Raw genomic sequence first — 22,866 nt, 5'->3', positions numbered from 1 at the left:
TTACAGCCCAAGCACATCCACCATGTCATATTGACCGGGGGATTTGCCCTGCCCCCACAGCGCCGCTTTCAACGCGCCGCGGGCAAAGATGGCGCGGTCGGTGGCCAGATGGCGCAGGACGATGCGTTCTCCGGGGGCGGCGAACAGGACATCATGTTCCCCCACGATGTCGCCGCCGCGAATAGCGTGAAAACCGATATCTCCACGCTTGCGCGCACCGGTGATGCCGTCCCGGCCCCGGTCGGACACGTCCGACAACGCAACGCCGCGCCCCTCGGCTGCGGCCTCTCCCAGCATCAAGGCGGTGCCCGAAGGTGCATCTACCTTGTGATGGTGGTGACCTTCGATGATCTCGATATCGAAATCCTCATCCAGCGCAGCTGCGACCTTTTTGGTCAATTGCACCAGAAGGTTGACGCCAAGGCTCATGTTTCCGGCTCGTACGATCACCGCATGGCGCGACGCGGGTTCCAGTGCTGCGATCTGTTCGTCGGACATGCCGGTGGTGCCGATCACATGCACACAGCGCGCCTGCGCCGCCAGCGCAGCGAATTCCAGTGTCGCTTCGGGCGCGGTGAAGTCGATCACTGCCTGCGCCTGCGCAAAGGCCTCCAGCGGGTCGTCGGTGACGGTAACGCCCAGCGCCTGCCCGCCCATGACCGTGCCCACATCCTGACCGATCCAGTCATGGCCCTTGCGTTCGACCACGCCGACCAGACGCGCCTGATCGCTGTCCGTCACGGTCTTGATCAGCATCTGCCCCATACGGCCCGAAGCCCCTGTGATGACGATCCCCGGAATATGGGTCATTGCGCTGGTCCTTTTCGTTAAGTCGGCTCAAAGCCTCCTACCCGGTTCGCGCCCGCTTGGCAAAGCCCTGCTTTGCGCTTAGATCGGGGTTTATGGCAAAGAACAAATTCCACGATGGCCCCGGCCCGTCCCAACGGCAGCTGCGTGTCGGCGAACTGATCCGCCGCACCCTGTCGGAAGTTCTGGCGCGCGGAGATGTCCACGACCCCGACCTGAATCGCATGTCGATCACCGTGGGTGAGGTGCGCACCTCGCCCGATCTGAAGATCGCCACCGCCTATGTGCTGCCCCTTGGCGGCAGAGGGCAGGAGGACGTGATCGAACTTCTGGCCCGCAACAAGGGTGAGCTGCGGCGCATGGTCGGCAAGAAAGTCGGCCTGAAATTCGCGCCCGATCTGCGCTTTCGGCTGGATGACACGTTCGACCGTCTGGACGACACCCGCCGCATGTTCGAACAGGACGCGGTGCGCCGCGATCTGGACGAGTGATCCGCACGTTTGTCACATTGGCGACGCTTCTTTGGGCCGCGCAGGCAGGAGCGGTCACTTGTGAAAAGCTGACCCATGAGGACAAACGTTATACGGTTTGCAACGTCGATGCCGCCAATGAAGATCTGAGGCTGTTTCTTAACGGCGAAGACGGTCAGGTATTGGGGCATTTTTCGTCGGTCAACGAAGTGCTGGCCCCGGAAGGCGAACGGCTGGCTTTTGCGATGAACGCGGGCATGTATCACGACGACCGTTCACCCGTTGGCCATTATGTCGAGGACGGCCAGGAGCAGATGCGTGTGATCACCAACCCCGGCCCCGGAAATTTCGGGTTGCTGCCCAATGGCGTGTTCTGCATCCGTGAGGGCCGGGCGGATGTGTTTGAAACGCTTGATTACGTGGATCAGGCCCCCACCTGCCGCTTTGCCACCCAATCCGGCCCTATGCTTGTGATCGACGGAGAACTGCACCCGCGCTTCTTGCCCGATTCGACCTCGCTTTATGTTCGCAATGGCGTCGGCACCAGTTCCGATGGTACGCGTGCGGTGTTTGCGATCTCGGAAGATTATGTCACCTTCCACGAGTTCGGGCGTCTGTTCCGCGATGTGCTTGGCACACCAAACGCGCTGTTTTTCGACGGCAATATCTCGCGGATGTATGAGCGGGCCAGCAACCGCTCGGATCTGGGGTTCTCGCTGGGGCCGATTGTCGGCGTCGTCGAAGAAACGCCCGCAAATTGACAGTGGCAGAGTGATCCGTTAACTCGCGCGCCTTAGCAAGATTCAAGGTGCAAGATGGGACGCAAACGCAAGGGTCGCGACATTTCCGGCTGGCTGGTGGTGGACAAGCCCGCGGGCATGACCTCGACCGCCGTGGTCAACAAGGTGCGTTGGGCGATGGATGCCAAAAAGGCGGGCCATGCGGGCACACTGGATCCCGAGGCGACCGGCGTTCTGGCAATTGCCTTGGGCGAGGCAACCAAGACCGTTCCCTATATCACCGACGCCTTGAAAGCCTATACTTTTACCGTGCGACTGGGGCAGGCCACCAACACGGACGATGCCGAGGGCGAAGTGATCGCGCAAAGCGATGCGCGCCCCTCGGATGATGACATCAAACAGGCGCTGACCCCGTTTCTGGGCGATATCATGCAGGTGCCGCCCAAATTCTCGGCGGTGAAGATCGACGGCCAACGCGCCTATAAACTGGCCCGCGACGGGGAGGATGTGGAACTGACCGCCCGCCCCCTCTGGGTCGAGGAACTGATCCTTGTCGACCGCCCCGACGAAGATCACGTGGTGCTGGAAATGACCTGCGGCAAAGGCGGCTATGTCCGCTCGATTGCCCGCGATCTGGGCGAGGCGCTGGGGTGCCACGGCCACGTCAAGGAACTGCGCCGCATCTGGTCCGGCCCCTTCGAGGCCGAGGACGGGTTAAGCATCGAGCAGATCGACGAGATGGCGAAAACAACCGCGCTGGACGAATATCTGCACCCACTGGAAACCGGCCTGTCCGACCTGCCCGAGCTGAAATGCACCGCCGAGGGGGCAACCCGTCTGCGCAATGGCAATCCGGGCATGGTGCTGGCCTCAGACATTGAATACGGCGACGAGGCCTGGGCATCATTCGACGGCAAGGCCGTGGCCGTTGGCATCTATAAATCCGGTGAATTGCACCCCAGCCGGGTGTTCGTCGACTGAGAGCCGTGTTAGGCGAAGGGCATGATCACCCGTTCCCACACCAAGGGCGACGCGCCCTCGACCGCCATATACTCCGATTGCGAGAAATACCGCTATAGCCTGACCCGCATCTGGGACCCTGAAGGGCGCAAGGCATTATTTGTGATGCTGAACCCGTCAACCGCGACCGAGGTGCAGAACGATCCGACGGTTGAACGCTGTGAACGGCGCGCACGCGCGTTGGGGTTCGGGGCGTTTCAGGTCACGAACATCTTTGCGTGGCGCGATACCGACCCGCGCAAGATGCGGGCTGCCGCCGATCCGGTCGGGCCCGAGAATGACGCGGCCATTCTGGACGGCGTGCAATGGGCCGATCAGGTCATCGCGGCCTGGGGCACGCATGGCGCGCATCTGGAGCGTGGCCCTGCGGTGGAAACCCTGTTGCGCGGCACCGGCCAATCGCTGTTCCATCTGGGCCTGACCAAGGACGGCCACCCCAAACATCCGCTTTATATCGCCTATACGCAGCAGCCTGAGCTCTGGTGACAAGGGTTAACCATTTCAAAGGTTTACCTTTGACCCTGTGACGGGCGATATGGGATATTCCACCCTCGGAGCATCATGCTTTCGGAGGGGTTCCATGTTTCTGGCCGGATTGCTTGGACTGGCCGCCATCGGCGGCGCTGCTTACGCGATGAGCGATTTTCTGATCGAAGAGGACGACACGCCGGATGAAAACCCCGAAGGTGAACCATCAGCCGAGGTTGATACTGGTGAGTTTCTGGTCATCGGCGAGGGTGTCGAAGATCCGGAAAGCACCGACACCGAACCTTCGCCGGACAGTGACGAGGCACCCTCCACCGGGACTGTGATCTCGGAGTTTGAAGGCGATCTCGTGATTGCCGGTGACGATGGTTCGGACGTGATTACCGGGCAGGACGGTGTCGATCAGATCAACGGCTATGGCGGGGACGACACGATAAGCGGTGCCAAGGGCAACGACGTTCTGCACGGGGGCGACGGCGCGGATGAGATATCGGGCGGGCAGGGAAATGACATCCTGCACGGTGAGGCGGATGACGACCTCTTGTTCGGAGATGACGGGGAGGACGCCCTTTACGGTCACTTTGGTGACGACACACTGGATGGCGGTGCGGGTGAGGACGAACTGTTTGGCGGTCAGGGCGACGACAGGCTGGACGGTGGCGCAGGGGATGATGCGTTGCAGGGCGGGTTCGGGGACGATGTTCTGAACGGGGGCGAAGGTGAGGATACCGTCTTTGGCGGGGATGGAGACGACTTTGTTTTCGGGATCGAAGAGGGGGCCGCCGAAAGGGATTTCCTGAACGGCGGTGCGGGTGACGATACCATTCTGGCAGGCGGCAAAGACGTGGTAACGGGCGGAGACGGGGCCGATGATATCGTGTTGAACCCAGGCGACGATCAGGTGACCGTGATGGGGTTTCAACCCGGCGAAGACAAGCTGCTGGTGACGTGGGAGGATGAGACCGACCCGGCAATCGAGGTTGAGGTCGACGCCGAAAACGCCAACCTGACAAGGGTTTTCATAGATGGCCAAGAAGTTGCGCAGGTATATGGTGCCGAAGGGATGACAGCGGCCGACATTCAGCTGATCACCGAAGCCCAGTTGGCGCAATACGGGCAGATGGCCTGAGCCCGCAGAAACCCTTTGCCATTTGGGTCAATTGCGCTTATACGCGCCCATCCGCATCGGAATCGGTGCGGTTTTCTCCATGGGCCTGTGCTGGACGACATCCCGGCCTGCGCCATCAACTCTAACCTTTTAAAGGAGACCCCGATGTCGATCACTGCCGCTGAAAAAGCACGCGTCATGCAAGAATTCGCAACCAAAGAAGGCGACACCGGTTCGCCTGAAGTACAGGTTGCTATCCTGACCTCGCGCATCAACACCCTGACCGAGCACTTCAAGACCCACAAGAAAGACAACCACGGTCGTCGTGGTCTGCTGAAAATGGTTGCTCAGCGCCGTAAGCTGCTGGACTACCTGAAGGGCAAGGAAGAGGCGCGTTACCAGGACCTGATCAAAAAGCTGGGCATCCGCCGCTAAACGTATTTGTTACGTTTTGTACCGGTTCTGAACCCCGGTCTGTAAGATTTGTACGCCCGCCCAAATGGCGGGCGTCTTTGATTTCGGGTCAGATCGCCTGCCACTTTTTGTAGGTATCGACCGCCAAGGCGGTGTCGATCACGAACATCGCAACTGCGGTTACCATCGCCAGCATCGACACCCAGAACGACCCGCTTGCCGAGGCGACGGCCAGAGTCATGCCGCCGACGCAGGTGGCAATCGCGGCGGCTTTTTCCAGGCCGCTCATGTCGGTCAGAACGATGCCCGCAAGTTTGGTGAACCCGACAGACGCCTTGGCGACGCCCAGCATGGCCTTCATCATGGCCAGATCGCTGCCCGCCGTTCCGGCCTTGGCGATTGCACCGGCGTGGCGGCTGATCGGACCGCTGCATTTGACAGCAATCCCGGCCCCTGCGCGCGTGACCGTCTTGGTTCCGAGCGCCTGATAAACCCCCAGCGCGGCCATGGCCATCGTGATGATATCGGCAAACGCCTTGGCGGCGGCCCCGATAAAGGTGTTCAGCGCGGCTTTCTTGCGCTTTTTCCTGCTGGTGCCCAGCGGTGCCCCCAAAAGCGGCGTGTCCCCTTGCATCAGGATCAGGCTGTCCGCGGTTTCCTGCACTGAAAACGGCGCGGCATCGACGGGAACCGTGGCGGCTTCGGCCTCGGGTATCGGGTCGGGGGACAGGAACCGCGCCTTGATCTGCGCCTGTTGGTCGGCCGGAAGCGCCCGGATATCGGCCCCTTCGTCTGAGGCATAAAGCTCTTCCCATGCGCTTTCCATGATCGCGGCCACGTCCGCCGCGCTTGGTTCGGTGGCCGGGGCTGTCATCAGTGGCATCTTGGGGCCTGCATCAAGGTCGATGTCCTCGACCGCGTCCTCGGGGAGGTTGTCAAGCATCTCGATAAATGACTCGTCGAACACATCAGGGTTGAATGAAATGCCAGAGGCGGAATGGAGCTTCATGGGTAAACCTACTTTCATTAACTTTGACACAATAAGCCTGCACAATAGACGAGTTTTGAAATCTCTCTGTGGTGAACATCACACTTGAACAACCGGTCGCCGCCAACCGGGGGGCGCGGCGTTTCGTGGCCGCAGCAGAACGCGTGTCTGTAGATCAGCCGTTATTCGGGAAGACCGGCCTTTTTCCACCCTTCGCGCCAGCTTTCCGCACAGGCCGGAACGGTAAAGATTGGCAAACTGGTCTGATCCGAGGAAGCGGTGATATCGGGGCGCAATGCTTGCAGGTCGCTTATCGCCGCCTGCGCCGCTGCGGCATCCGACATCTGGCCCAAGGCGGCAATAAGCATCAGGTGGCTCATGACAAATCCTGACCGAACGGCCAGAGCGTCACGCGCTGCGGCGGCGGCCTCGTCATACCGGCGCAGTTGAAAAAGCGCACTTGCCCGGGCGATATGCGCCGCATGGCGCATCGGGTCTTTCGGGCTGAGTTCAATGGCATGTGTTGCGTGTTCCAATGCCTCGTCCGACCGGTTCAACATGCACAGGTTGATGGAGGCGAGCATGTGAACACTTGCAGCATTAGGGTTTTCGGCCAGAGCCTGTTTGAACGCCGCCCGCGCGCGCGGCAAGTCGCGGGCCAGCATCGAGATTGAATGCGCCGCATAAGCCATGGCAATGCCGTCGGCGCGGTCGCTCATGAGAACGCGTTCTGCCGCGCTGATGGCGGCCCTGGGCCCTTCGCCGATGGGATCGAGCCCCTGAACAAGCCGCTGAATGTGCAGCCAGGCCAGCAGCCCTGCGGCAGCGGCGTAATCCGGGTCGCGGTCCAGCGCCAGCGTCGTCAGCCGGATGGCTTCGCGATTGGCGTCATCTGTCAGCAGATGAAAATGCGACTGCGCCTGAAGATAGAGTTCATATGCTTCGAGGTTTTCGGTCGGCTTGGCGCGGGACCGGTTCGTTTCAGCGTGGCGCAGCGAAGGCTCGATCGCCGTGACGACCTCTTGCGTGACCTTGTCCTGAAGGTCGAAGATATCGTCCAGCACCCCGTCAAAGCGATCGGCCCACAGGTGGCTGCCATTTTCCGCATCGATCAACTGCCCGGTGATCCGGACACGCTGTCCCGCGCGGCGGACGGACCCTTCCAGCACATACCGAACCCCGAGCGTCAGGCCGACCTGGCGGATATCCGTCGTTTTTCCCTTGAAGATGAAGGACGAGTTGCGGGCCACGACCATCAGCCAGCGAAAGCGCGACAGTTCCGTGATGATGTCTTCGGTTATACCGTCGGCAAAGAACTCTTGCTCGGGGTCGCCGGACATGTTGTCGAAGGGCAGGACGGCGATCCCCGGGCGGGTGTCGGCGGGTGTTGCAAGATTGGCGGTTGAGCCCTTTGGCCAGCACCAGACACCAACGCGGCGCGTGATGTTCTTTAGCTCGGCCTGCCCGCCGCCGCCGAACAGACCCGCATCACCCCGGTCAAGGCTGTGATGCGCCGTGTCCGAGATCAGGATCTGGTCGGGTTTGGCCAGAGCCTCGAGCCGGGCAGCGACATTGATGCCATCACCGAAGATGTCCTCGCCTTCCGTGATGACCTCACCCGTGTGAATACCGATGCGCAGCCGCAGCCCTTCGGGCTTGTCGCAGGATTGCAGGGCAATCGCAAAATCCGACGCGTCTGACGTTGACTGGAATTCGGCGATCCAGCCATCCCCCATGCTTTTGATCAATGTGCCGTTGTGGGATTCCAGCAGGGCGGTGAGCGTGTCGTCACGGAACGATTTCAGCGCTGCAAGTGTACCCTGCCGGTCCTGATCCATAAGCGCCGAGTACCCGACAACGTCAGCCGCCAGCACTGTCGTAAGCCGTCTTTTCATTCGCACCCCCGATGAAAGTGAGGTTAGCGCAGTGATCCGGTTCTGTCAGGCCATTTCCCGGACGGGGGCAATGGCACGCAGCGCGCCATCATGCGGCCCCTGTGCCTTGCGACGCGCTGCGAGAGGTCAGAGCCTGCCTCAGCATGATCCGGCCAGCTTTTTCGGTTTCGCTTTCCTTCCAACGCATTCTCATGTATGCGCGCGGTATCTGAGACGTTGTGCCCTGACCCCGGCACTCGAACGGAAGATAAATGGGGTCGGCGGCAATGGGGCCGCCATGCAAAACCGGAGACCCGCAGGGGCGGGAGTGCTCCGTTCTAGGATACGCATATGTTTGATGTAACGAAGAAATCGATGCAGTGGGGCGAGGAGACGCTGACACTGGAAACTGGCAAGGTTGCCCGTCAGGCCGACGGCACCGTGATTGCCACGCTGGGCGAAACCAGCGTTATGGCCAACGTGACCTTTGCCAAGAGCCAAAAACCTGGTCAGGACTTTTTCCCGCTGACCGTACATTACCAAGAGAAATATTACGCCGCCGGTAAGGTTCCGGGTGGCTTCTTCAAGCGCGAAGCGCGCCCGACCGAGAAAGAGACGCTGACCGCGCGTCTGATCGACCGTCCGATCCGCCCGCTGTTCGTTGACGGTTTCAAAAACGAAGTGCTGGTGATGTGCACCGTGCTGAGCCACGATCTGGTCAATGATCCCGACATCGTTGCAATGATCGCCGCGTCGGCTGCGCTGACCATTTCCGGCGCGCCGTTCATGGGCCCGATCGCCGGTGCCCGCGTTGGTTTCGTGGATGGCGAATACGTCCTGAACCCGACCGTGGATGACATGCAGGACCTGCGCCTGAACCCTGAACAGCGTCTGGATCTGGTTGTTGCCGGCACCAAAGACGCCGTGATGATGGTGGAATCGGAAGCCTATGAGCTGTCCGAGGCCGAAATGCTGGGTGCCGTGACCTTTGCGCATGCACAGATCCAGCCGGTCATCGACCTGATCATTTCGCTGGCCGAAGACGCCGCGAAAGAGCCGTTTGAATTCGTCGCACCCGATTACTCGGAGCTTTACGCCGCTGTTTCGGCTGCCGGTGAAGAGCAGATGCGCGCCGCGTTCGCGATCACCGACAAGCAGGAGCGCACCGCCGCTGTTGCCGCTGCCCGTGAAGCGATCAAGGAAGCGCTGACCGAGGAACAGCTGGAAGACGCCAATCTTGGCTCGGCGATGAAAAAGCTGGAAGCCGGTATTCTGCGCGGTGACGTCGTCAAGGGCGGCAAGCGCATCGACGGTCGTTCGACCACCGATGTGCGTGCCATCGAAGCCGAAACCTCGCTGCTGCCGCGCACACACGGCTCTGCCCTGTTCACCCGCGGTGAAACTCAGGCGCTGGCCGTGACCACGCTGGGCACCGGCGACGATGAGCAGTTCATCGATGCGCTGCACGGCAACTTCAAATCGAACTTCCTGCTGCATTACAACTTCCCTCCGTACTCGGTGGGTGAAGTGGGCCGAGTGGGTTCGCCCGGCCGTCGCGAAATCGGTCACGGTAAGCTGGCATGGCGCGCGCTTCAGGCGGTTCTGCCTGCGCCGACCGACTTCCCCTATACCATCCGCGTGGTGTCCGAGATCACTGAATCCAACGGCTCCAGCTCGATGGCGTCTGTCTGCGGCGGGTCGCTGTCGATGATGGATGCGGGTGTTCCGCTGAAAGCTCCGGTTGCCGGTGTGGCCATGGGCCTGATCCTGGAAGATGACGGGTCTTACGCGGTTCTGACCGACATTCTGGGTGACGAAGACCACCTGGGCGATATGGACTTTAAGGTTGCGGGTACTGCAAACGGCATCACCTCGCTTCAGATGGACATCAAGGTCGCGGGCATCACGCCTCAGATCATGGAAACCGCCCTAGCACAGGCCAAGGACGGCCGGATGCACATCCTGGGCGAGATGGGCAAAGCCCTGTCCGAGACCAACGAGTTCTCGGTCCACGCGCCGCGCATCGAGACCATGAACATCCCGACCGACAAGATCCGTGAAGTGATCGGTTCGGGCGGCAAGGTCATCCGCGAGATCGTCGAGGTTTCGGGTGCCAAGGTCGACATCAACGACGATGGCGTCATCAAGATCGCATCGCCCGATGGGGAATCGATCAAGAAAGCCTATGACATGATCTGGTCGATCGTGGCCGAGCCGGAAGAAGGTCAGGTCTATACCGGCAAGGTGGTCAAGATCGTCGATTTCGGTGCCTTCGTGAACTTCTTTGGCAAGCGCGACGGTCTGGTCCACGTGTCCCAGATCGAAAACCGCCGCCTGAACCATCCGTCGGATGTTCTGAAGGAAGGTCAGGAAGTGAAGGTCAAGCTGCTGGGCTTTGACGATCGCGGCAAGGTTCGCCTGTCGATGAAAGTGGTCGATCAGGAAACCGGCGAAGAGATCGTTCCCGAGAAGAAAGAAAAGAAAGAGGAAAGCGCAGAGTAATCTGCCCACCCTCTGATTGAATGCGAAAGGCCCCGGTTTCGACCGGGGCTTTTTTTGTCCGCGCGGTCAGGAGTGTCGGGCCTCCCGTGGCTTGGTAAATCAATTATTAACACTTCATGCGTGTATTTACTCAACCATAAGGATGATCATGTTGCATTCAGGGATGCTTTTCGACCGTGGCCTCGATAACCGTTTTCGAAATCAGCGCAGACCCCTACAGCAATAAAAGCGTCGATATTACTGCCGCTTATTCCGTTGATATCACCGACAATGACTCCCTGTTGCAGGATCCCGACCCTGACAGCGCGCAGCTTGATCTGTCGGCCCTGCCCGGTTTTTCCGGGACAAGCCAGAATTTCAGCACCTTCGAAAGCTATTCGGGGACGGTGAACGGGGCGCCTGTCACCTTCATTCTGGTTCAGTTCTCGAACCCGCGCTACATCATCGTCACCTCGGGTCAGGCGCAGCTGAACGATACGATCACGGGGACCAGCTTTGGCGGGACGGCAGCGCCAAGCACCTATCAGACCTTGCCGTCTTTCGTGTGTTTTACCGCCGGGTCCCTGATCCGGACGCCCACCGGGCTGCGCCGTGTCGAAACGCTGAACCCCGGCGACCCGGTTCTTACGGCCAAGGGCCATATCCGCCCGGTGCGCTGGATCGGCAGGCGTCGCTTGTCAGCGCAGGAGTTGCAACAGGACCCTCATCTTTGCCCTGTCCGGATCATCGCGGGGTGTTTCGGGCCGAACAGCCCAAACCGTGATCTGGTCGTCTCACCACAGCACCGGATCGCCGTCACCTCGGCGATGATGGAGCTGATGCATTGCGAGACCGCGATGCTGGCCCCGGCCAAGGGGTTGATCAACGGGCGGACAATCGTTCAAGAGCTGCCCGCGCAAGGGGTCGAGTATGTCCATATCCTCTTTGACCGGCATGAACTGGTAAACGTCGAAGGCATCTGGTCCGAATCCTTCTATCCCGGTGACACGACACTGGGCGCGATGGCACCTGCCACACGGCGCGAGCTGTTCACCCTGTTCCCGGATCTGGCCTGCGGTGCCGATGGCTATGGATCAACCGCGTTGCCGGTGCTGAAACCCTTCGAGGTTCGGGTGCTGAGGGCGGATCTGACGTTGCCCTGCTGGACGCCCGTCCTGAACGCACCTGCGCGCGCCGCCTGACAGGGGGGCCGATCAGTGGGCAACACCGCTGGGCCCGTGTTTCAGAAAGTGCCACTGGCCATAGCTGTCCTTCAGGTCCAGCTTGATCGCGGCGTCAGAGCGGGTCGAGGCGCTGCCAATCTCGGCAATGGAAAACTCGATCCCGCCGGGAATATCGATGCGCACCCGATGCGCGCCGCCGCCATGCGGGGCCTGAATCGGCTGTCCGGTGGATTTCAGAACATCACCAACGGTAACGCTGGCCGTGCGCTCTTCTAGGTCCATCTCGAATTCGATCGGCAGGTAGAGCGTGTCATGAACCGTCTCGCACATTGCCCTGAACACGTACCAATGCGTCGCCATCTCTTCGGTTTCTTCACCGTGAAAGACCTTTTCCAGCGCGTCACGCTGTGCCGGGGTTGCTGCGGGATCAACGATCACCTGCATCTCGCCGCCGCCTTCAAAGATCGGCCCCGGCCAGGCATAGATCAGTGCGGCCCTAGTCCCGCTGAGGTCGGTGTCACCGAAATGCCCTTTGGTCACCTCCAGCACTTCGAACCCCCGGCAATCGCCATGGGTCGGCAACTCTTCGAACTGGCAGGGGCAAGAATAGCCGCAGTTGCAGTTCCCGAAACTCTCTCCTTCAACATACCAATCTGTAAAAGCCATGGTCTTCTCCCGCTAGGTACAGTCCGAAAGCCCGAGGTGATTGGTCGTATGCCTGAGTTTTGCCCCCCGCGCACCCTATCACAAATTGCCCCGAACCAGAACCTGAGGGCCATGAGACGGCAGATGAACGGGCCTGCCCAGCCCCGGATCTATTCATTCACGCGCGTCCAAAAACCTGTGAAACGAAGTGATAGCCCCGCGCCTTTCCTTTCCGTCAAGCCCGCCCACATCGAGGCCAAGCAGAGTTTTGGAGCTACGGAGACAATCATGTTCAAGCGCATTTTACTTACCTCAACGGCCCTCGCCGCCAGCGCGACGGCGCTTGCCGCGCAAAGCCTGGGCGACGGCACCTATGTTCAGGGCTTTGTCGGGTACAGCCAGTTGCAGGACAGCGATTTCGCAGGCACGATCGGCGGCGCGCCGCAGTCGGTCGACACGGAGTTCGACGCAGGGTTCGGTCTGGGCGTGGCCATCGGCAAGGAGATTCCGCAATGGTCCAATGACAGGTTCGGAACACGGGTTGAGCTGGAGCTGTCTTACCGCGACAGCGACGTGGATGGTGTGAACTTCTCGGGCAACGGGCCGGGGGCCGAGGGCAATATCTCGGGCGATGTCACGCAGACCTCATTGTTTGCCAATGTGCTGTTCGATTTCAAACAGGCGGGTGCGCTGACGCCCTATGCCGGGTTTGGTCTGGGGGCCACCTATTCGGATCTGGATTTTGCCTATGGGCCCGGTGTGGCGCTGGATGACAGCGACACCACCTTTGCCGCGCAGCTGATCGCCGGTGTGGCTTACGAGATCAACCCGTCAACCGCCTTTACCGTCGACGCCCGCTATGCCCGCGCCTTTGACGTCTCGTCGCGGCGACTGGCCCCGAACGGCGCGTTGACCGGCACCGTCGAAGACGATCTGGATACGTTCAGTGTCAATTTCGGGCTTCGGTACAAGTTCTGAGGTCCAGGGGCAGGTCTCCCTTCGGTTACCCTGCCCCCGCCTGCTTCATCTGGCCCCAAATATCCTCGGGGGGAAATCGTGCCGGCAGGCACGATGGGGGGCAGACAGCCCCCCTGACCCGGCACCCGCCTTAAGACGGCGCTTTGGTCTTGCGCAGATAGGGAAAGATCGTCTCGAACGCGCCGAATTTGGCCTTGGCGTCTTCGTTCGACACTGAGGGCGGGATGATCACGTCTTCACCCGGCATCCAGTTGGCAGGCGTTGCGACACCTTTAGACGACATCTGCAACCCGTCCAGCGCGCGCAGGATTTCGGCAAAGTTGCGGCCCACGGTCATCGGATAGGTCATCGACAGTTTCAGCTGCTTGTCCGGGCCGATGATAAAGACCGACCGCACGGTGGCGCTGTCAGCCGGGGTGCGGCCATCGGGCAGGTAAGCTTCGGCAGGCAGCATGTCGAAGGCTTTCGACACGGCCAGACCGTCATCAGCGATGATCGGGAAACTGGGATTGGCCTTGCCGTATTCCTCGATGTCCTTCTTCCATTTCTTGTGGTCTTCAACACCGTCAACCGACACGCCGATCACCTTGGTGTTGCGCGCGGCCCATTCGTCGTTCAGCTGCGCGACGGCCGAGAATTCGGTGGTGCAGACAGGCGTGAAATCCTTGGGGTGCGAGAACAGAATGGCCCAGCTGTCGCCAATCCAGTCGTGAAACTGAATGGTGCCCTGATCTGTTTCTGCGGTGAAGTTCGGGACCGTATCGTTGATGCGCAAACCCATGGCTACTTCCTTTCCTGTTGAAAATCCGAGTCGATTGCCTGAAACCTAATCACTTTGTGCGAAGGTTAAACCTTTCATCGTGGTCGCGGCCAAGGAATTCGCCGGTTTCACTGGAAAAATAATTTGATCAAATTATCTATTGCCCCCTCTTCGCTTGGGTGACAGAGTGTCGGCGAACAGCCGGATTCTAGCTGGACCGACAGGAGGGCTCAGGATGATCGAAAAGCGGAATTTCTATATCAATGGTCAATGGATCGCGCCGTCGCAACCCAATGATTTCGAGGTCATCAACCCCTCGACCGAGGAGCCGTGCGCGGTGATCTCACTGGGTGGGCAGGCCGACACGGATGCGGCAGTTGCCGCCGCCAAGGCCGCCCTGCCGGGCTGGATGGCAACGCCGGTAGAGGCCCGCATCGCGCTGGTCGAGAAGCTGATCGACATCTACCAGACCCGCGCGGAAGATCTGGCGCAGGCCATGTCGCTGGAAATGGGCGCGCCGATTGACATGTCGCGCAGCCAGCAGGTTGGTGCAGGCACATGGCATTTGCAAAACTTCATCCGCGCGGCCAAGGCGTTTCAGTTTGAACGCCCTCTGGGGGATCACGCCCCGAATGACCGGATCATCTATGAGGCGGTTGGCGTGGCCGCATTGATCACGCCCTGGAACTGGCCGATGAACCAGGTCACGCTCAAGGTCGGTGCAGCGGCGATTGCGGGCTGCACGATGGTTCTGAAACCCTCCGAGCAAAGCCCGCTGAACGCGATGATCTTTGCCGAGATGATGGACGAGGCAGGGTTCCCGCCCGGTGTCTTCAATCTGGTAAACGGCGATGGCGCGGGCGTTGGCTCGCAGCTGTCGGGTCATCCCGACGTGGATATGGTCAGCTTTACCGGCTCGACCCGTGCGGGTACGGCGATTTCGAAGAACGCGGCGGAAACGCTCAAGAAAGTGCATCTGGAGCTGGGTGGCAAAGGCGCCAATGTGGTCTTTGCCGATGCCGATGAAAAGGCTGTCAAACGCGGCGTGCTGCATATGATGAACAACACCGGCCAAAGCTGTAACGCCCCCAGCCGGATGCTGGTGCAGCGACCGATCTATGATCAGGCTGTTGAGATCGCCGCCGAGGTCGCCAGCAAGGTCACGGTGGGCAGTGCCGCAGAAGAGGGCCGCCATATCGGACCCGTCGTGAATGAGGTTCAGTGGACCAAGATTCAGGACCTGATCCAGAAAGGTATCGACGAAGGGGCGCGGCTGGTCGCGGGCGGCACCGGACGCCCCGAGGGGCTGAACAAGGGCTATTATGTCCGCCCGACGGTCTTTGCCGATGCCAACAACCAGATGACCATCGCGCGCGAGGAAATCTTTGGCCCGGTTCTGACCATGATCCCCTTCGACACCGAGGAAGAGGCTGTCGAGATCGCCAATGACACACCTTATGGCCTGACCAATTATGTGCAGACGCAGGACAAGGCGCGCGCCAACCGCATGGCGCGGGTTCTGCGGTCGGGCATGGTCGAGATGAACGGCCAGTCGCGCAGCGCGGGCTCTCCGTTTGGTGGGATGAAGCAATCCGGCAACGGGCGCGAAGGTGGCGTTTGGGGGCTGGAGGACTTTCTGGAAGTCAAATCCGTCGGCGGCTGGGCGGCTGAATAATACACCCAGCGCAATGCGAGATGAGAGGGCGAGGCAACGCGGTTGCCTCGCCCTTATTATGTCAGACAGACCGCACCACTAGCTGGGGTTCCCCGTCGGACGTATGGCGACGGGAACGACCGTCCCAGCCAATCTCTCCAGTCACGCGCTGGCGAAAGGCCGAGAAACTGTCGAACCGGACCACATCGACAGGCGTGTCGAACTGTAGGGTCACCCGGCGGTGTGCACCGTCCCCCAGCATTGTCAGACCACGAATTTCCGCCGTGAACGGCTGGCCCAGGTATCGACCTTCGACCCGGTCGCCCACGCGCAAGCGCATCCGGTTGCCCGCCATCGCGTGCAATGTGTTCCAGTCGCGCACCCCATGTTGATGAGCCACCAGTTCCAGCGCCTGACCGTGCGACAGCTGAACGCCGGTGTCGTGCAGTTTCCGTCGCAGGCGTTTGGCCTGCTCTTTCAGCTCCTCCAGCGGAGCGATGTCTTGTGACAGTGTCATGTTTTGCCTCGTTTCCTTGAACGGGCGCGAGTTTAGGACGGGGTTCGCATTACCATCCGCGCGCCGGGAAAGGGCAACAGATGTTTGTTCAACCGGGTTTCACCAAAGCCTATGGCCGCGAACGGCAGGGGACCCGAACCTGCGTTGCTTTTTGGCAGCGGTCGGGCCTTCTGTCAATCAGGCGTCGGCCTGCGCCGCCTCATAGGCCAGCATGGCCCTTTTGACCGGCAGACCCCAGTGATAGCCGCCCAACCCCCCTGATTTGCGCAGGGCGCGGTGACACGGGATCAGCCAACTGACCGGGTTTCGCCCGACCGCCGTGCCCACGGCGCGCACGGCCTGCGGCGAACCCACGCGCTGCGCGATCTCGGAATAGGTCGTCACCTGCCCCGACGGGATGTGCATCAGTGCTTCCCATACCTTGATCTGCAAGGGTGAGCCGATCAGGTAGAGCGGTGTCGGCTCTGACCGGTCGCTGGCCGTGCCGAAAGCGCTGAGAACCCATGGGCGCAGGCGCATCGGATCTTCGACATAATCCGCGTTGGGCCAGCGCGAAACCATATCCTCCATCGCCGCCTTCTCTCCGGTTTCGGCCCCGAAGGCGATGCCGCAGATGCCCTTGTCGGTGCCCATGACCAGCGCGGGGCCAAAGGGGCATTCGAACCAGCCCCAGAAGATCGTCAGACCCGCGCCCCTGCGGGCGTATTCGCCGGGGCTCATGGATTCCCATTTCAGGAACAGATCATGCAGGCGGCCACTGCCGGACAGGCCGACATTATGGGCGGTTTCAAGCGTGGTGAACCGTTCGCGCAGCAGCGCCTTTGCATGGCCCAGCGTAAGGTATTGCTGATACCGTTTTGGCGACACACCAGTCCAACGCGAGAACAGGCGCTGGAAATGCGCTGGGCTCATATCCATCTGGCGGGCCAACTCATCGAGGCTGAGGGTTTCACCGCCCTGATCAATCAGGTCGATTGCCCGGCGCATGACGTTATAGTGGTATCCGCTTTCGGGGGTCTGGACGTTCATGGTTGCACCTCGTTGTCTGGCACAAACCATAGCGCGCGCGACACGCTGCCGCGACCCGGAACTTGCGCATTGGCTTTGGGCTTGTGTCGCGGCCCCTCGGGCGGCATTAAGGCCCGGATGGCAAAGCAACTCGACTATCATACGATCCGCGAGATCTTTACGCGCTTTCAGGAAGCCGACCCCGAACCCAAGGGTGAGCTTGAGCATGTGAATGTCTACACGCTGGTCGTGGCCGTGGCGCTGTCGGCGCAGGCAACCGATGCGGGGGTCAACAAGGCCACGCGCGAGTTGTTCAAGATCGCCGATACGCCGCAAAAGATGCTGGATCTGGGCGAAGAGGGCCTGATCGAGCATATCAAGACCATCGGCCTGTTCCGCCAGAAGGCCAAGAACGTCATCAAGCTGAGCCGTATTCTGGTCGAAGACTATGGCGGTGAAGTTCCAAATTCCCGTGCAGCGCTGCAATCGCTGCCGGGTGTCGGACGCAAGACCGCCAACGTTGTGCTGAACATGTGGTGGCGGCAGCCGGCGCAGGCTGTGGACACGCATATCTTTCGCGTCGGCAACCGCACCGGCATCTGCCCCGGCAAGGACGTGGACGCGGTCGAGCGCGCCATCGAAGACAATATCCCCGCCGATTTTCAACTCCATGCGCATCACTGGCTGATCCTGCATGGCCGGTACCATTGCAAGGCGCGCAAGCCGCAATGCCCGACCTGCATCATCCGTGATCTCTGTCAATTCGAGGACAAGACAGTATGAAAACCTACCAGCTGACCGGTATCGGAAATGCCGTTGTGGACGTGATCTCGCAGGCCGATGACAGTTTCCTGGAACTGATGGGCATCGAAAAAGGCATCATGCAGCTGATCGAGCAGGAGCGCGGCGAGCTTCTGTATGCCTCGATGGAGCGCCGGGTGCAGACGCCGGGCGGGTCCGTTGCCAACACGATTGCGGGCGCAGGTGCGCTGGGGCTGGATGCGGCCTTTATCGGGCGGGTGCATGACGACGCGCTGGGCCGGTTCTATGCGGATGCGATGAACGAAGATGGCGTCGATTTCGTGAACCCGCCGGTTCCGGGCGGGGAATTGCCGACCTCGCGCTCGATGATCTTTGTCTCGCCCGATGGCGAGCGGTCGATGAACACCTATCTGGGCATCTCTTCGGAACTGTCGTCGCATGACGTGCCCGATGAGGTCGCCGGAAGCAGCCAGATCATGTTCCTTGAGGGCTATCTGTTTGACAAGGAAAAGGGAAAGGCCGCGTTTCTTGAGGCCGCGCGCGCCTGCCACAAGGGCGGCGGCAAGACCGGGATCGCCATTTCCGACCCGTTCTGCGTGGAACGGCACCGGGTTGATTTCCTGCTGTTGATCGAGAATGAGCTGGATTTCGTCATCGGCAACGAGGCCGAAATCAAATCGCTGTTTGAAACCGACGATCTGGAAGAGGCGCTGATCAAGACCGCCGAGATTTGCCCGCTGGTGGTTTGCACGCGCTCGGGTGATGGCGTGACCGTCCTGAACGGAGGCGCGCGCATCGACGTGCCGGTCAAGAGGATCGTGCCGGTAGACGCAACCGGTGCCGGTGACCAGTTCGCCGCGGGGTTCCTGTATGGAATGGCCACAGGGCGCGATTACGAGACCTGCGCCAGGATCGGCAACGTCTGCGCCCGCGAGGTCATCAGCCATATCGGCCCAAGACCCGAGGCGGATATGCTGGAATTGTTGCGGGAAGAAGGGCTGCTTTGAGCCCATTTTGTTGAAAAACCCCTCCTTTATCGAAGGCTGAACGGCCAATCCGCATGTTGCGGGCTGGGTATTGCGTTGTGATCCGGTCCGCGCGGTGGTTTTGTGAAGAGGTGCAACTGGCTTGAAGTCATTCGGACTACGGTTGGCCCACTCATTGAAGCGTGCTGCCTTTTTGAGCGTCCAATCATTCTTACCCTTAAGGGTGTTTGCTTGCTTTAACCTCTGTCTACGCGCAAGTGCCTTGGATTTTGGTCTTCGTTGCCCCAAGTTTGCGCCGGAGCACACAACGCGGACCCAGAAACACGTGCGGCGTGCCAGTGTCGATTGGCGCGTGGACGAGAGGCATATCCTGGTCGGTGGCAAAAGCGGGACCCATCAACGCATGCAACAGTCCCGCAATGCCGGTGTATCCGTAGAAGTCTGAACGTCAATGAACGCTTTGTTTTTTTAGCCGAGTTGTTTGGTCCACAAAACAACGCGTTCGATCTCTTGGATCAGGCAATCCTGAAAATCCCTGTCTATCTGTGAAGCGTTGATGCCAATTGGTTCAACGACCGCAAACCGATAGAGAGGAAGGTCCTCTACGATCCGCGGCCGTCCTTTGTTCCCTTGCAACCAATGAAAAGCCGTAAATGCATCCACGAGAGGCAACCCACCGCAGGATTTGCTAAGAGAAAGTGCAGCTAAAGATGTTTCGACAGTCACCGGTGGGCGCTCACCCTCTAGCAAGTCACTTAGCGACAAAGCACTCTCAACTTCGTTGCGCAGCCCGATGATCTGATAGGGCGCCATCTGTTCCAGTGTCAGCGCCCCCTGACCTGCGGCTAAAGGGTGACCTTCGGGAACAAAACAAATATGTGGTAAGCTTCCCTCAAACAGGACGTTCATTTGCTTCAGAGAGCGCGAAACATAGGCGAAGCCTGTTCTCATCGCGCCGAAACGGGCATAGTCCAGTATCCAGTTTGAAGATCGTACCCGCCAATCGATCCGGATGTTCTTTTCCGCTATGTTCAGCCGTCTCAGGGCCTGAGGCACGAGGTCTAATGAGGCGGCGGTTATTGTGGCAATTGACAAGGACCCGCGATCCTTCCGAGCGATCTGAGAGGCGATCTCGTCCAAGTTCGCAAGGGCCGAAAAATTGCGTTTAACCTCTTGATAGAATTCTTCCGCTTCGGGGAGCGGTGTCACACCCTTACTCCGGCGACGAAACAAAGGAACGCCAAACTCCCGCTCCAGATCCGACAAAAGCCGGCTGACGCTGGGTTGTGACAGATTCAACCTGCGACCAGCAGCGGAAACCGACCCGGTTTGCATGATCGCAGAGAAGACGTTGAGTTGGTTATGGGTGAACATAGGTATTCGATTAACAAATATCAGTCGAAACAGATAGTATTATTTCAAATGTAAGCGCTGTGGTACTGTCCCGTTGTTTCGGAGGGCAGCGCCAAGAATGAAGAAAAATGTCATTTTGATTATGACGGACCAGCAACGCGCGAACAGTCTGGGCTGCACCGGAAACAAGCATGTCAGGACACCGAATATAGACGCACTGGCCCAGCGGGGCGCCGTCTTTACCAAGCATTTCACACCGCACCAGATCTGCTCTCCAAGCCGGTCCACTTTGTTCAGCGGTCAGTATGCAAGGTCGCACGGCCTGACGCGCAACGGGGTTGCCCTGCCTGAGGATCTGAAACTGATCACCCATGACTTTCAGGCCATGGGGTACAAGACCCATGGGGTTGGGAAATTCCACTTCCAACCTATTCTGGCCGGGCCAGAGCATCTTATGCCGGATTCAAACGCCTTTTGGGACTTACCGGAAAGTGAGGGATGGTGCGGCCCCTTTTACGGGTTCGACGCGGTCGACATTCTGATTGGAGAATCCGTTAGTGCCACAAAGGGTGGGCATTATGCCCGTTGGCTGGAATCTGTCGCGCCGGGAGCGGCCGAGCTCTATCTCCCGGAAAACGCGCTTGAACCGCAATGTGGGGATATTGACGAAGTTTGGAAATCGGCCATCCCTTTCGACTTGCATTACAACTCTTGGATCACAGATCGGGCCTGCGAGTTCCTGACCGAAAATGACGGGTCAGACCCGTTCTTTCTGTTTGTTTCCTTTCCCGATCCGCACCATCCTTTTTCGCCCCCTGCGCCATGGTGCGACATGTACGATCCGGCGGACATGCCAATGCCCTCATATGTGCCTGATGAGCTGTCAGCGATGCCGTCTTTCCTGCGCGACGGCGATGATGAGGAAAAAGGTAAAAGCTATGTGGACTTCCTGCGCGATCCGGGACCACCGCGAGAACAGGGTTTTTTGCAGACAACATCGAGCTTCTCGGACGATTCAATTCGCCGTGCGATCGCGTATACCAATGGAATGATTTCGATGATTGACGCTTGCGTCGGCCGGATCATGGCACAGGCGGAGCATCAGGGTCTCCTTGAAGACACCATTGTCATTTTCACCTCGGATCATGGCGAGTTGTTGGGTGATCACGGGCTTATCCGAAAAGGCCCCAGCCCCTACAGATCGCTTTTGCACGTACCGCTGATCGCTGCAGGTCCGGGGATCGAGCCTGGCGAACGTCACGGGACAACAAGTCATCTGGATCTGCGCGCGACCCTGCAGGATTTTTTGGAGCTGGAGCATCAGCCGACCGAAGGGGTCTCTTTCGCTCACCTGATGACGCAGGCAGATGGCCCGGGGCGTCGCGAGTTTTTTGCCGAATATCACCCACGCACGCGCATGGACACCTACAACCAGACGGTAATGACAGACGAATGGCGTGTCACAATCTATCCTCAAAACGCAGACTGGGGAGAGATGTTCGATCTTCGCAACGATCCGGGTGAACACGTCAATCTCTTCTTCAAAGAAGAATACCGCAGCACGCGTGACGAGATCATTGAAAAATTGTCACGACACTTTCCGCCAGCTGCGGATGCAGGCGGAGTGTCACTTGCAACCTACTAATCAAATCTGAGCTCTCAAACGACAACGGGGAAGTCACCATGAACGAACATATCAAATATCTGGCAAAACAGGCAGCGCTTGGCAAAATGCCCCGCCGTGAATTTCTTGGGAAGGCGTCCGCCTTGGGGCTGGCTGCTGCAACAGCCAATCTGGCGATGTCGTCAGCGGTCAAAGCCGCTGGTCCACAAAAAGGTGGCACCATTCGCGTTGGCATCCAGGGCGGCGGCACAACTGACAGCCTTGATCCTGCGACCGCCGCAAACTCAACCGCTAATATGGTCGCCCGCCTTTGGGGTGAGACGCTCTTGACGCTTGCACCTGATGGCGGCCTTGAGCCAAAGGTCGCAGAAAGCTTTGAGGCTTCTGCCGACGCAAAAACGTGGACGTTCAAGATACGAGACGGCATCACCTTCTCAAACGGTCAGCCCGTCACTGCCGAGGATGTTCTACAGACCATCGACCGACACTCGAACGAAGAGACCAAATCCGGGGCGTTGGGCTTGTTGCGCGGTATCGCAAATATGCGAACAGATGGCGACCTGTTCATTGTCGAGCTGGAAGCGCCCAATGCGGACCTTCCATATCTGCTTTCGGATTATCACCTCGTCATTCAGCCTGGCGGCGGTAAAGAGGACCCAGCTGCTGCAATTGGCACCGGTCCTTATGTTTTGAAAGCCGCCGATATGGGTGTGCGTTTCGTGGCTGAACACAACCCCAACCATTGGGATGACACGATTGGTCATGTCGGCACGATCGAAGTGATTGTCATCAACGACAACACCGCACGAGTCGCGGCGCTGCAATCTGGTCAGGTCGACATGATTGACCGTGTGCCGCCCCGTACTGCACGTCTTGTTGACCGCGCGCCCGGTATCACGGTGCGCTCTACGTCTGGTGGACCTGTCCCGTTTTTGTGCCGCCCCAAGTGCTCGTTTAAGCCACTTTCCTTTCGAATGCGACAGGGCTTTTCCAGCCCAATGCTGAGT

Annotated in this window: 22 protein-coding genes and 1 pseudogene; 15 read left to right on the top strand and 8 right to left on the bottom strand. The window is 59.6% G+C overall.

Annotated features, from left to right (window positions below; genetic code table 11):
• Positions 1-810 carry a 4-hydroxy-tetrahydrodipicolinate reductase gene (gene dapB, locus ACR0ES_RS17575; protein ID WP_480487790.1) on the bottom strand — a complete coding sequence of 270 codons (810 nt, stop codon included), beginning with the start codon at positions 808-810 and terminating at the stop codon, positions 1-3.
• Between the two features lie 92 nt (positions 811-902).
• On the opposite strand from dapB, the gene rbfA reads away from it, so the two are divergent.
• From rbfA to rpsO, 6 genes are all read left to right on the top strand, one after another.
• Positions 903-1,298 (top strand): 30S ribosome-binding factor RbfA, encoded by a 396-nt coding sequence (gene rbfA, locus ACR0ES_RS17570; RefSeq protein WP_209505090.1) that lies wholly within the window; start codon positions 903-905, stop codon positions 1,296-1,298.
• Positions 1,295-2,038, top strand: coding sequence for a phosphodiester glycosidase family protein (locus ACR0ES_RS17565; protein WP_480506508.1), 744 nt, complete (start codon positions 1,295-1,297; stop codon positions 2,036-2,038). Before rbfA ends, ACR0ES_RS17565 begins: the two co-directional genes overlap by 4 nt.
• A gap of 54 nt (positions 2,039-2,092) precedes the next feature.
• Entirely contained in the window at positions 2,093-2,998 is a 906-nt protein-coding gene (truB, locus tag ACR0ES_RS17560; protein WP_480774280.1) for a tRNA pseudouridine(55) synthase TruB, read from the top strand.
• Positions 2,999-3,019: 21 nt separating this feature from the next.
• Positions 3,020-3,523 carry a DUF1643 domain-containing protein gene (locus ACR0ES_RS17555; protein ID WP_209598417.1) on the top strand — a complete coding sequence of 168 codons (504 nt, stop codon included), beginning with the start codon at positions 3,020-3,022 and terminating at the stop codon, positions 3,521-3,523.
• A 94-nt stretch (positions 3,524-3,617) separates the two neighbouring features.
• Complete coding sequence (locus ACR0ES_RS17550) at positions 3,618-4,652, top strand: calcium-binding protein (RefSeq protein WP_480774269.1); 1,035 nt, start codon at positions 3,618-3,620, stop codon at positions 4,650-4,652.
• A gap of 144 nt (positions 4,653-4,796) precedes the next feature.
• Complete coding sequence (rpsO, locus tag ACR0ES_RS17545) at positions 4,797-5,066, top strand: 30S ribosomal protein S15 (protein ID WP_170329634.1); 270 nt, start codon at positions 4,797-4,799, stop codon at positions 5,064-5,066.
• A gap of 88 nt (positions 5,067-5,154) precedes the next feature.
• On the opposite strand, the gene ACR0ES_RS17540 is transcribed toward rpsO, so the two are convergent.
• Positions 5,155-6,054 carry a hypothetical protein gene (locus ACR0ES_RS17540; protein WP_480560525.1) on the bottom strand — a complete coding sequence of 300 codons (900 nt, stop codon included), beginning with the start codon at positions 6,052-6,054 and terminating at the stop codon, positions 5,155-5,157.
• A gap of 161 nt (positions 6,055-6,215) precedes the next feature.
• On the bottom strand, positions 6,216-7,928 hold the full coding sequence (locus ACR0ES_RS17535) for an adenylate/guanylate cyclase domain-containing protein (RefSeq protein ID WP_480774270.1): 1,713 nt from the start codon (positions 7,926-7,928) through the stop codon (positions 6,216-6,218).
• 330 nt (positions 7,929-8,258) lie between these two features.
• Here ACR0ES_RS17535 and pnp point away from each other — a divergent pair, with 330 nt between their 5' ends.
• Positions 8,259-10,409 (top strand): polyribonucleotide nucleotidyltransferase, encoded by a 2,151-nt coding sequence (gene pnp, locus ACR0ES_RS17530; RefSeq protein WP_209505097.1) that lies wholly within the window; start codon positions 8,259-8,261, stop codon positions 10,407-10,409.
• A 176-nt stretch (positions 10,410-10,585) separates the two neighbouring features.
• The gene (locus tag ACR0ES_RS17525; RefSeq protein ID WP_480871422.1) at positions 10,586-11,590 is read left to right on the top strand and encodes a Hint domain-containing protein; all 1,005 of its coding nucleotides are present in this window, start codon (positions 10,586-10,588) and stop codon (positions 11,588-11,590) included.
• 12 nt (positions 11,591-11,602) lie between these two features.
• Here the strand turns inward: ACR0ES_RS17525 and ACR0ES_RS17520 are convergent, their stop codons facing one another.
• Entirely contained in the window at positions 11,603-12,238 is a 636-nt protein-coding gene (locus tag ACR0ES_RS17520) for a DUF1326 domain-containing protein (RefSeq protein WP_480871421.1), read from the bottom strand.
• A gap of 267 nt (positions 12,239-12,505) precedes the next feature.
• Between ACR0ES_RS17520 and ACR0ES_RS17515 the strand changes: the two genes are divergently transcribed.
• Complete coding sequence (locus ACR0ES_RS17515; protein WP_480871420.1) at positions 12,506-13,195, top strand: outer membrane protein; 690 nt, start codon at positions 12,506-12,508, stop codon at positions 13,193-13,195.
• A gap of 130 nt (positions 13,196-13,325) precedes the next feature.
• Here the strand turns inward: ACR0ES_RS17515 and ACR0ES_RS17510 are convergent, their stop codons facing one another.
• Positions 13,326-13,976, bottom strand: a complete 651-nt coding sequence (locus ACR0ES_RS17510; protein ID WP_480871419.1) for a peroxiredoxin — start codon at positions 13,974-13,976, stop codon at positions 13,326-13,328.
• Positions 13,977-14,190: 214 nt separating this feature from the next.
• On the opposite strand from ACR0ES_RS17510, the gene ACR0ES_RS17505 reads away from it, so the two are divergent.
• The gene (locus tag ACR0ES_RS17505; RefSeq protein ID WP_480871418.1) at positions 14,191-15,630 is read left to right on the top strand and encodes an aldehyde dehydrogenase family protein; all 1,440 of its coding nucleotides are present in this window, start codon (positions 14,191-14,193) and stop codon (positions 15,628-15,630) included.
• 61 nt (positions 15,631-15,691) lie between these two features.
• Here the strand turns inward: ACR0ES_RS17505 and ACR0ES_RS17500 are convergent, their stop codons facing one another.
• Together ACR0ES_RS17500 and ACR0ES_RS17495 are read right to left on the bottom strand one after the other, a co-directional pair.
• Positions 15,692-16,126 carry a glyoxalase superfamily protein gene (locus tag ACR0ES_RS17500; protein WP_480871417.1) on the bottom strand — a complete coding sequence of 145 codons (435 nt, stop codon included), beginning with the start codon at positions 16,124-16,126 and terminating at the stop codon, positions 15,692-15,694.
• A 177-nt stretch (positions 16,127-16,303) separates the two neighbouring features.
• Positions 16,304-17,155: a bifunctional helix-turn-helix domain-containing protein/methylated-DNA--[protein]-cysteine S-methyltransferase gene (locus ACR0ES_RS17495; RefSeq protein ID WP_480871416.1), complete on the bottom strand. Its 852-nt coding sequence runs from the start codon at positions 17,153-17,155 to the stop codon at positions 16,304-16,306.
• A 117-nt stretch (positions 17,156-17,272) separates the two neighbouring features.
• Here ACR0ES_RS17495 and nth point away from each other — a divergent pair, with 117 nt between their 5' ends.
• The 3 genes and pseudogenes from nth to ACR0ES_RS17480 all read left to right on the top strand — a co-directional run.
• The gene (gene nth / locus ACR0ES_RS17490; protein ID WP_480871415.1) at positions 17,273-17,917 is read left to right on the top strand and encodes an endonuclease III; all 645 of its coding nucleotides are present in this window, start codon (positions 17,273-17,275) and stop codon (positions 17,915-17,917) included.
• Positions 17,914-18,903: an adenosine kinase gene (locus tag ACR0ES_RS17485; RefSeq protein ID WP_480774276.1), complete on the top strand. Its 990-nt coding sequence runs from the start codon at positions 17,914-17,916 to the stop codon at positions 18,901-18,903. Before nth ends, ACR0ES_RS17485 begins: the two co-directional genes overlap by 4 nt.
• A gap of 265 nt (positions 18,904-19,168) precedes the next feature.
• Positions 19,169-19,267, top strand: a pseudogene (locus ACR0ES_RS17480) (IS6 family transposase); the annotation flags it as partial.
• 83 nt (positions 19,268-19,350) lie between these two features.
• On the opposite strand, the gene ACR0ES_RS17475 reads toward ACR0ES_RS17480, so the two are convergent.
• Positions 19,351-20,256, bottom strand: coding sequence for a LysR family transcriptional regulator (locus tag ACR0ES_RS17475; RefSeq protein WP_480871414.1), 906 nt, complete (start codon positions 20,254-20,256; stop codon positions 19,351-19,353).
• A gap of 97 nt (positions 20,257-20,353) precedes the next feature.
• Between ACR0ES_RS17475 and ACR0ES_RS17470 the strand changes: the two genes are divergently transcribed.
• Together ACR0ES_RS17470 and ACR0ES_RS17465 are read left to right on the top strand one after the other, a co-directional pair.
• Complete coding sequence (locus ACR0ES_RS17470) at positions 20,354-21,880, top strand: sulfatase family protein (RefSeq protein ID WP_480871413.1); 1,527 nt, start codon at positions 20,354-20,356, stop codon at positions 21,878-21,880.
• Between the two features lie 38 nt (positions 21,881-21,918).
• Positions 21,919-22,866 (top strand): ABC transporter substrate-binding protein (locus ACR0ES_RS17465; RefSeq protein WP_480871412.1); only part of this gene is annotated, 948 nt, incomplete at its 3' end.

The sequence above is a fragment of the Ruegeria sp. N7 genome, from assembly GCF_056531345.1.
This window is presented reverse-complemented; position numbering and strand designations above follow the sequence as displayed.

Coding starts and splice junctions, on each gene's coding strand:
- ACR0ES_RS17535 (WP_480774270.1), bottom strand. CDS start 7,928: ATGAAAAGACGGCTTACGACAGTGCTGGCGGCTGACGTTGTCGGGTAC.
- ACR0ES_RS17510 (WP_480871419.1), bottom strand. CDS start 13,976: ATGGGTTTGCGCATCAACGATACGGTCCCGAACTTCACCGCAGAAACA.
- ACR0ES_RS17555 (WP_209598417.1), top strand. CDS start 3,020: ATGATCACCCGTTCCCACACCAAGGGCGACGCGCCCTCGACCGCCATA.
- ACR0ES_RS17485 (WP_480774276.1), top strand. CDS start 17,914: ATGAAAACCTACCAGCTGACCGGTATCGGAAATGCCGTTGTGGACGTG.
- ACR0ES_RS17505 (WP_480871418.1), top strand. CDS start 14,191: ATGATCGAAAAGCGGAATTTCTATATCAATGGTCAATGGATCGCGCCG.
- rbfA (WP_209505090.1), top strand. CDS start 903: ATGGCAAAGAACAAATTCCACGATGGCCCCGGCCCGTCCCAACGGCAG.
- nth (WP_480871415.1), top strand. CDS start 17,273: ATGGCAAAGCAACTCGACTATCATACGATCCGCGAGATCTTTACGCGC.
- ACR0ES_RS17470 (WP_480871413.1), top strand. CDS start 20,354: ATGAAGAAAAATGTCATTTTGATTATGACGGACCAGCAACGCGCGAAC.
- ACR0ES_RS17540 (WP_480560525.1), bottom strand. CDS start 6,054: ATGAAGCTCCATTCCGCCTCTGGCATTTCATTCAACCCTGATGTGTTC.
- ACR0ES_RS17495 (WP_480871416.1), bottom strand. CDS start 17,155: ATGAACGTCCAGACCCCCGAAAGCGGATACCACTATAACGTCATGCGC.
- truB (WP_480774280.1), top strand. CDS start 2,093: ATGGGACGCAAACGCAAGGGTCGCGACATTTCCGGCTGGCTGGTGGTG.
- pnp (WP_209505097.1), top strand. CDS start 8,259: ATGTTTGATGTAACGAAGAAATCGATGCAGTGGGGCGAGGAGACGCTG.
- dapB (WP_480487790.1), bottom strand. CDS start 810: ATGACCCATATTCCGGGGATCGTCATCACAGGGGCTTCGGGCCGTATG.
- rpsO (WP_170329634.1), top strand. CDS start 4,797: ATGTCGATCACTGCCGCTGAAAAAGCACGCGTCATGCAAGAATTCGCA.
- ACR0ES_RS17500 (WP_480871417.1), bottom strand. CDS start 16,126: ATGACACTGTCACAAGACATCGCTCCGCTGGAGGAGCTGAAAGAGCAG.
- ACR0ES_RS17475 (WP_480871414.1), bottom strand. CDS start 20,256: ATGTTCACCCATAACCAACTCAACGTCTTCTCTGCGATCATGCAAACC.
- ACR0ES_RS17515 (WP_480871420.1), top strand. CDS start 12,506: ATGTTCAAGCGCATTTTACTTACCTCAACGGCCCTCGCCGCCAGCGCG.
- ACR0ES_RS17520 (WP_480871421.1), bottom strand. CDS start 12,238: ATGGCTTTTACAGATTGGTATGTTGAAGGAGAGAGTTTCGGGAACTGC.
- ACR0ES_RS17550 (WP_480774269.1), top strand. CDS start 3,618: ATGTTTCTGGCCGGATTGCTTGGACTGGCCGCCATCGGCGGCGCTGCT.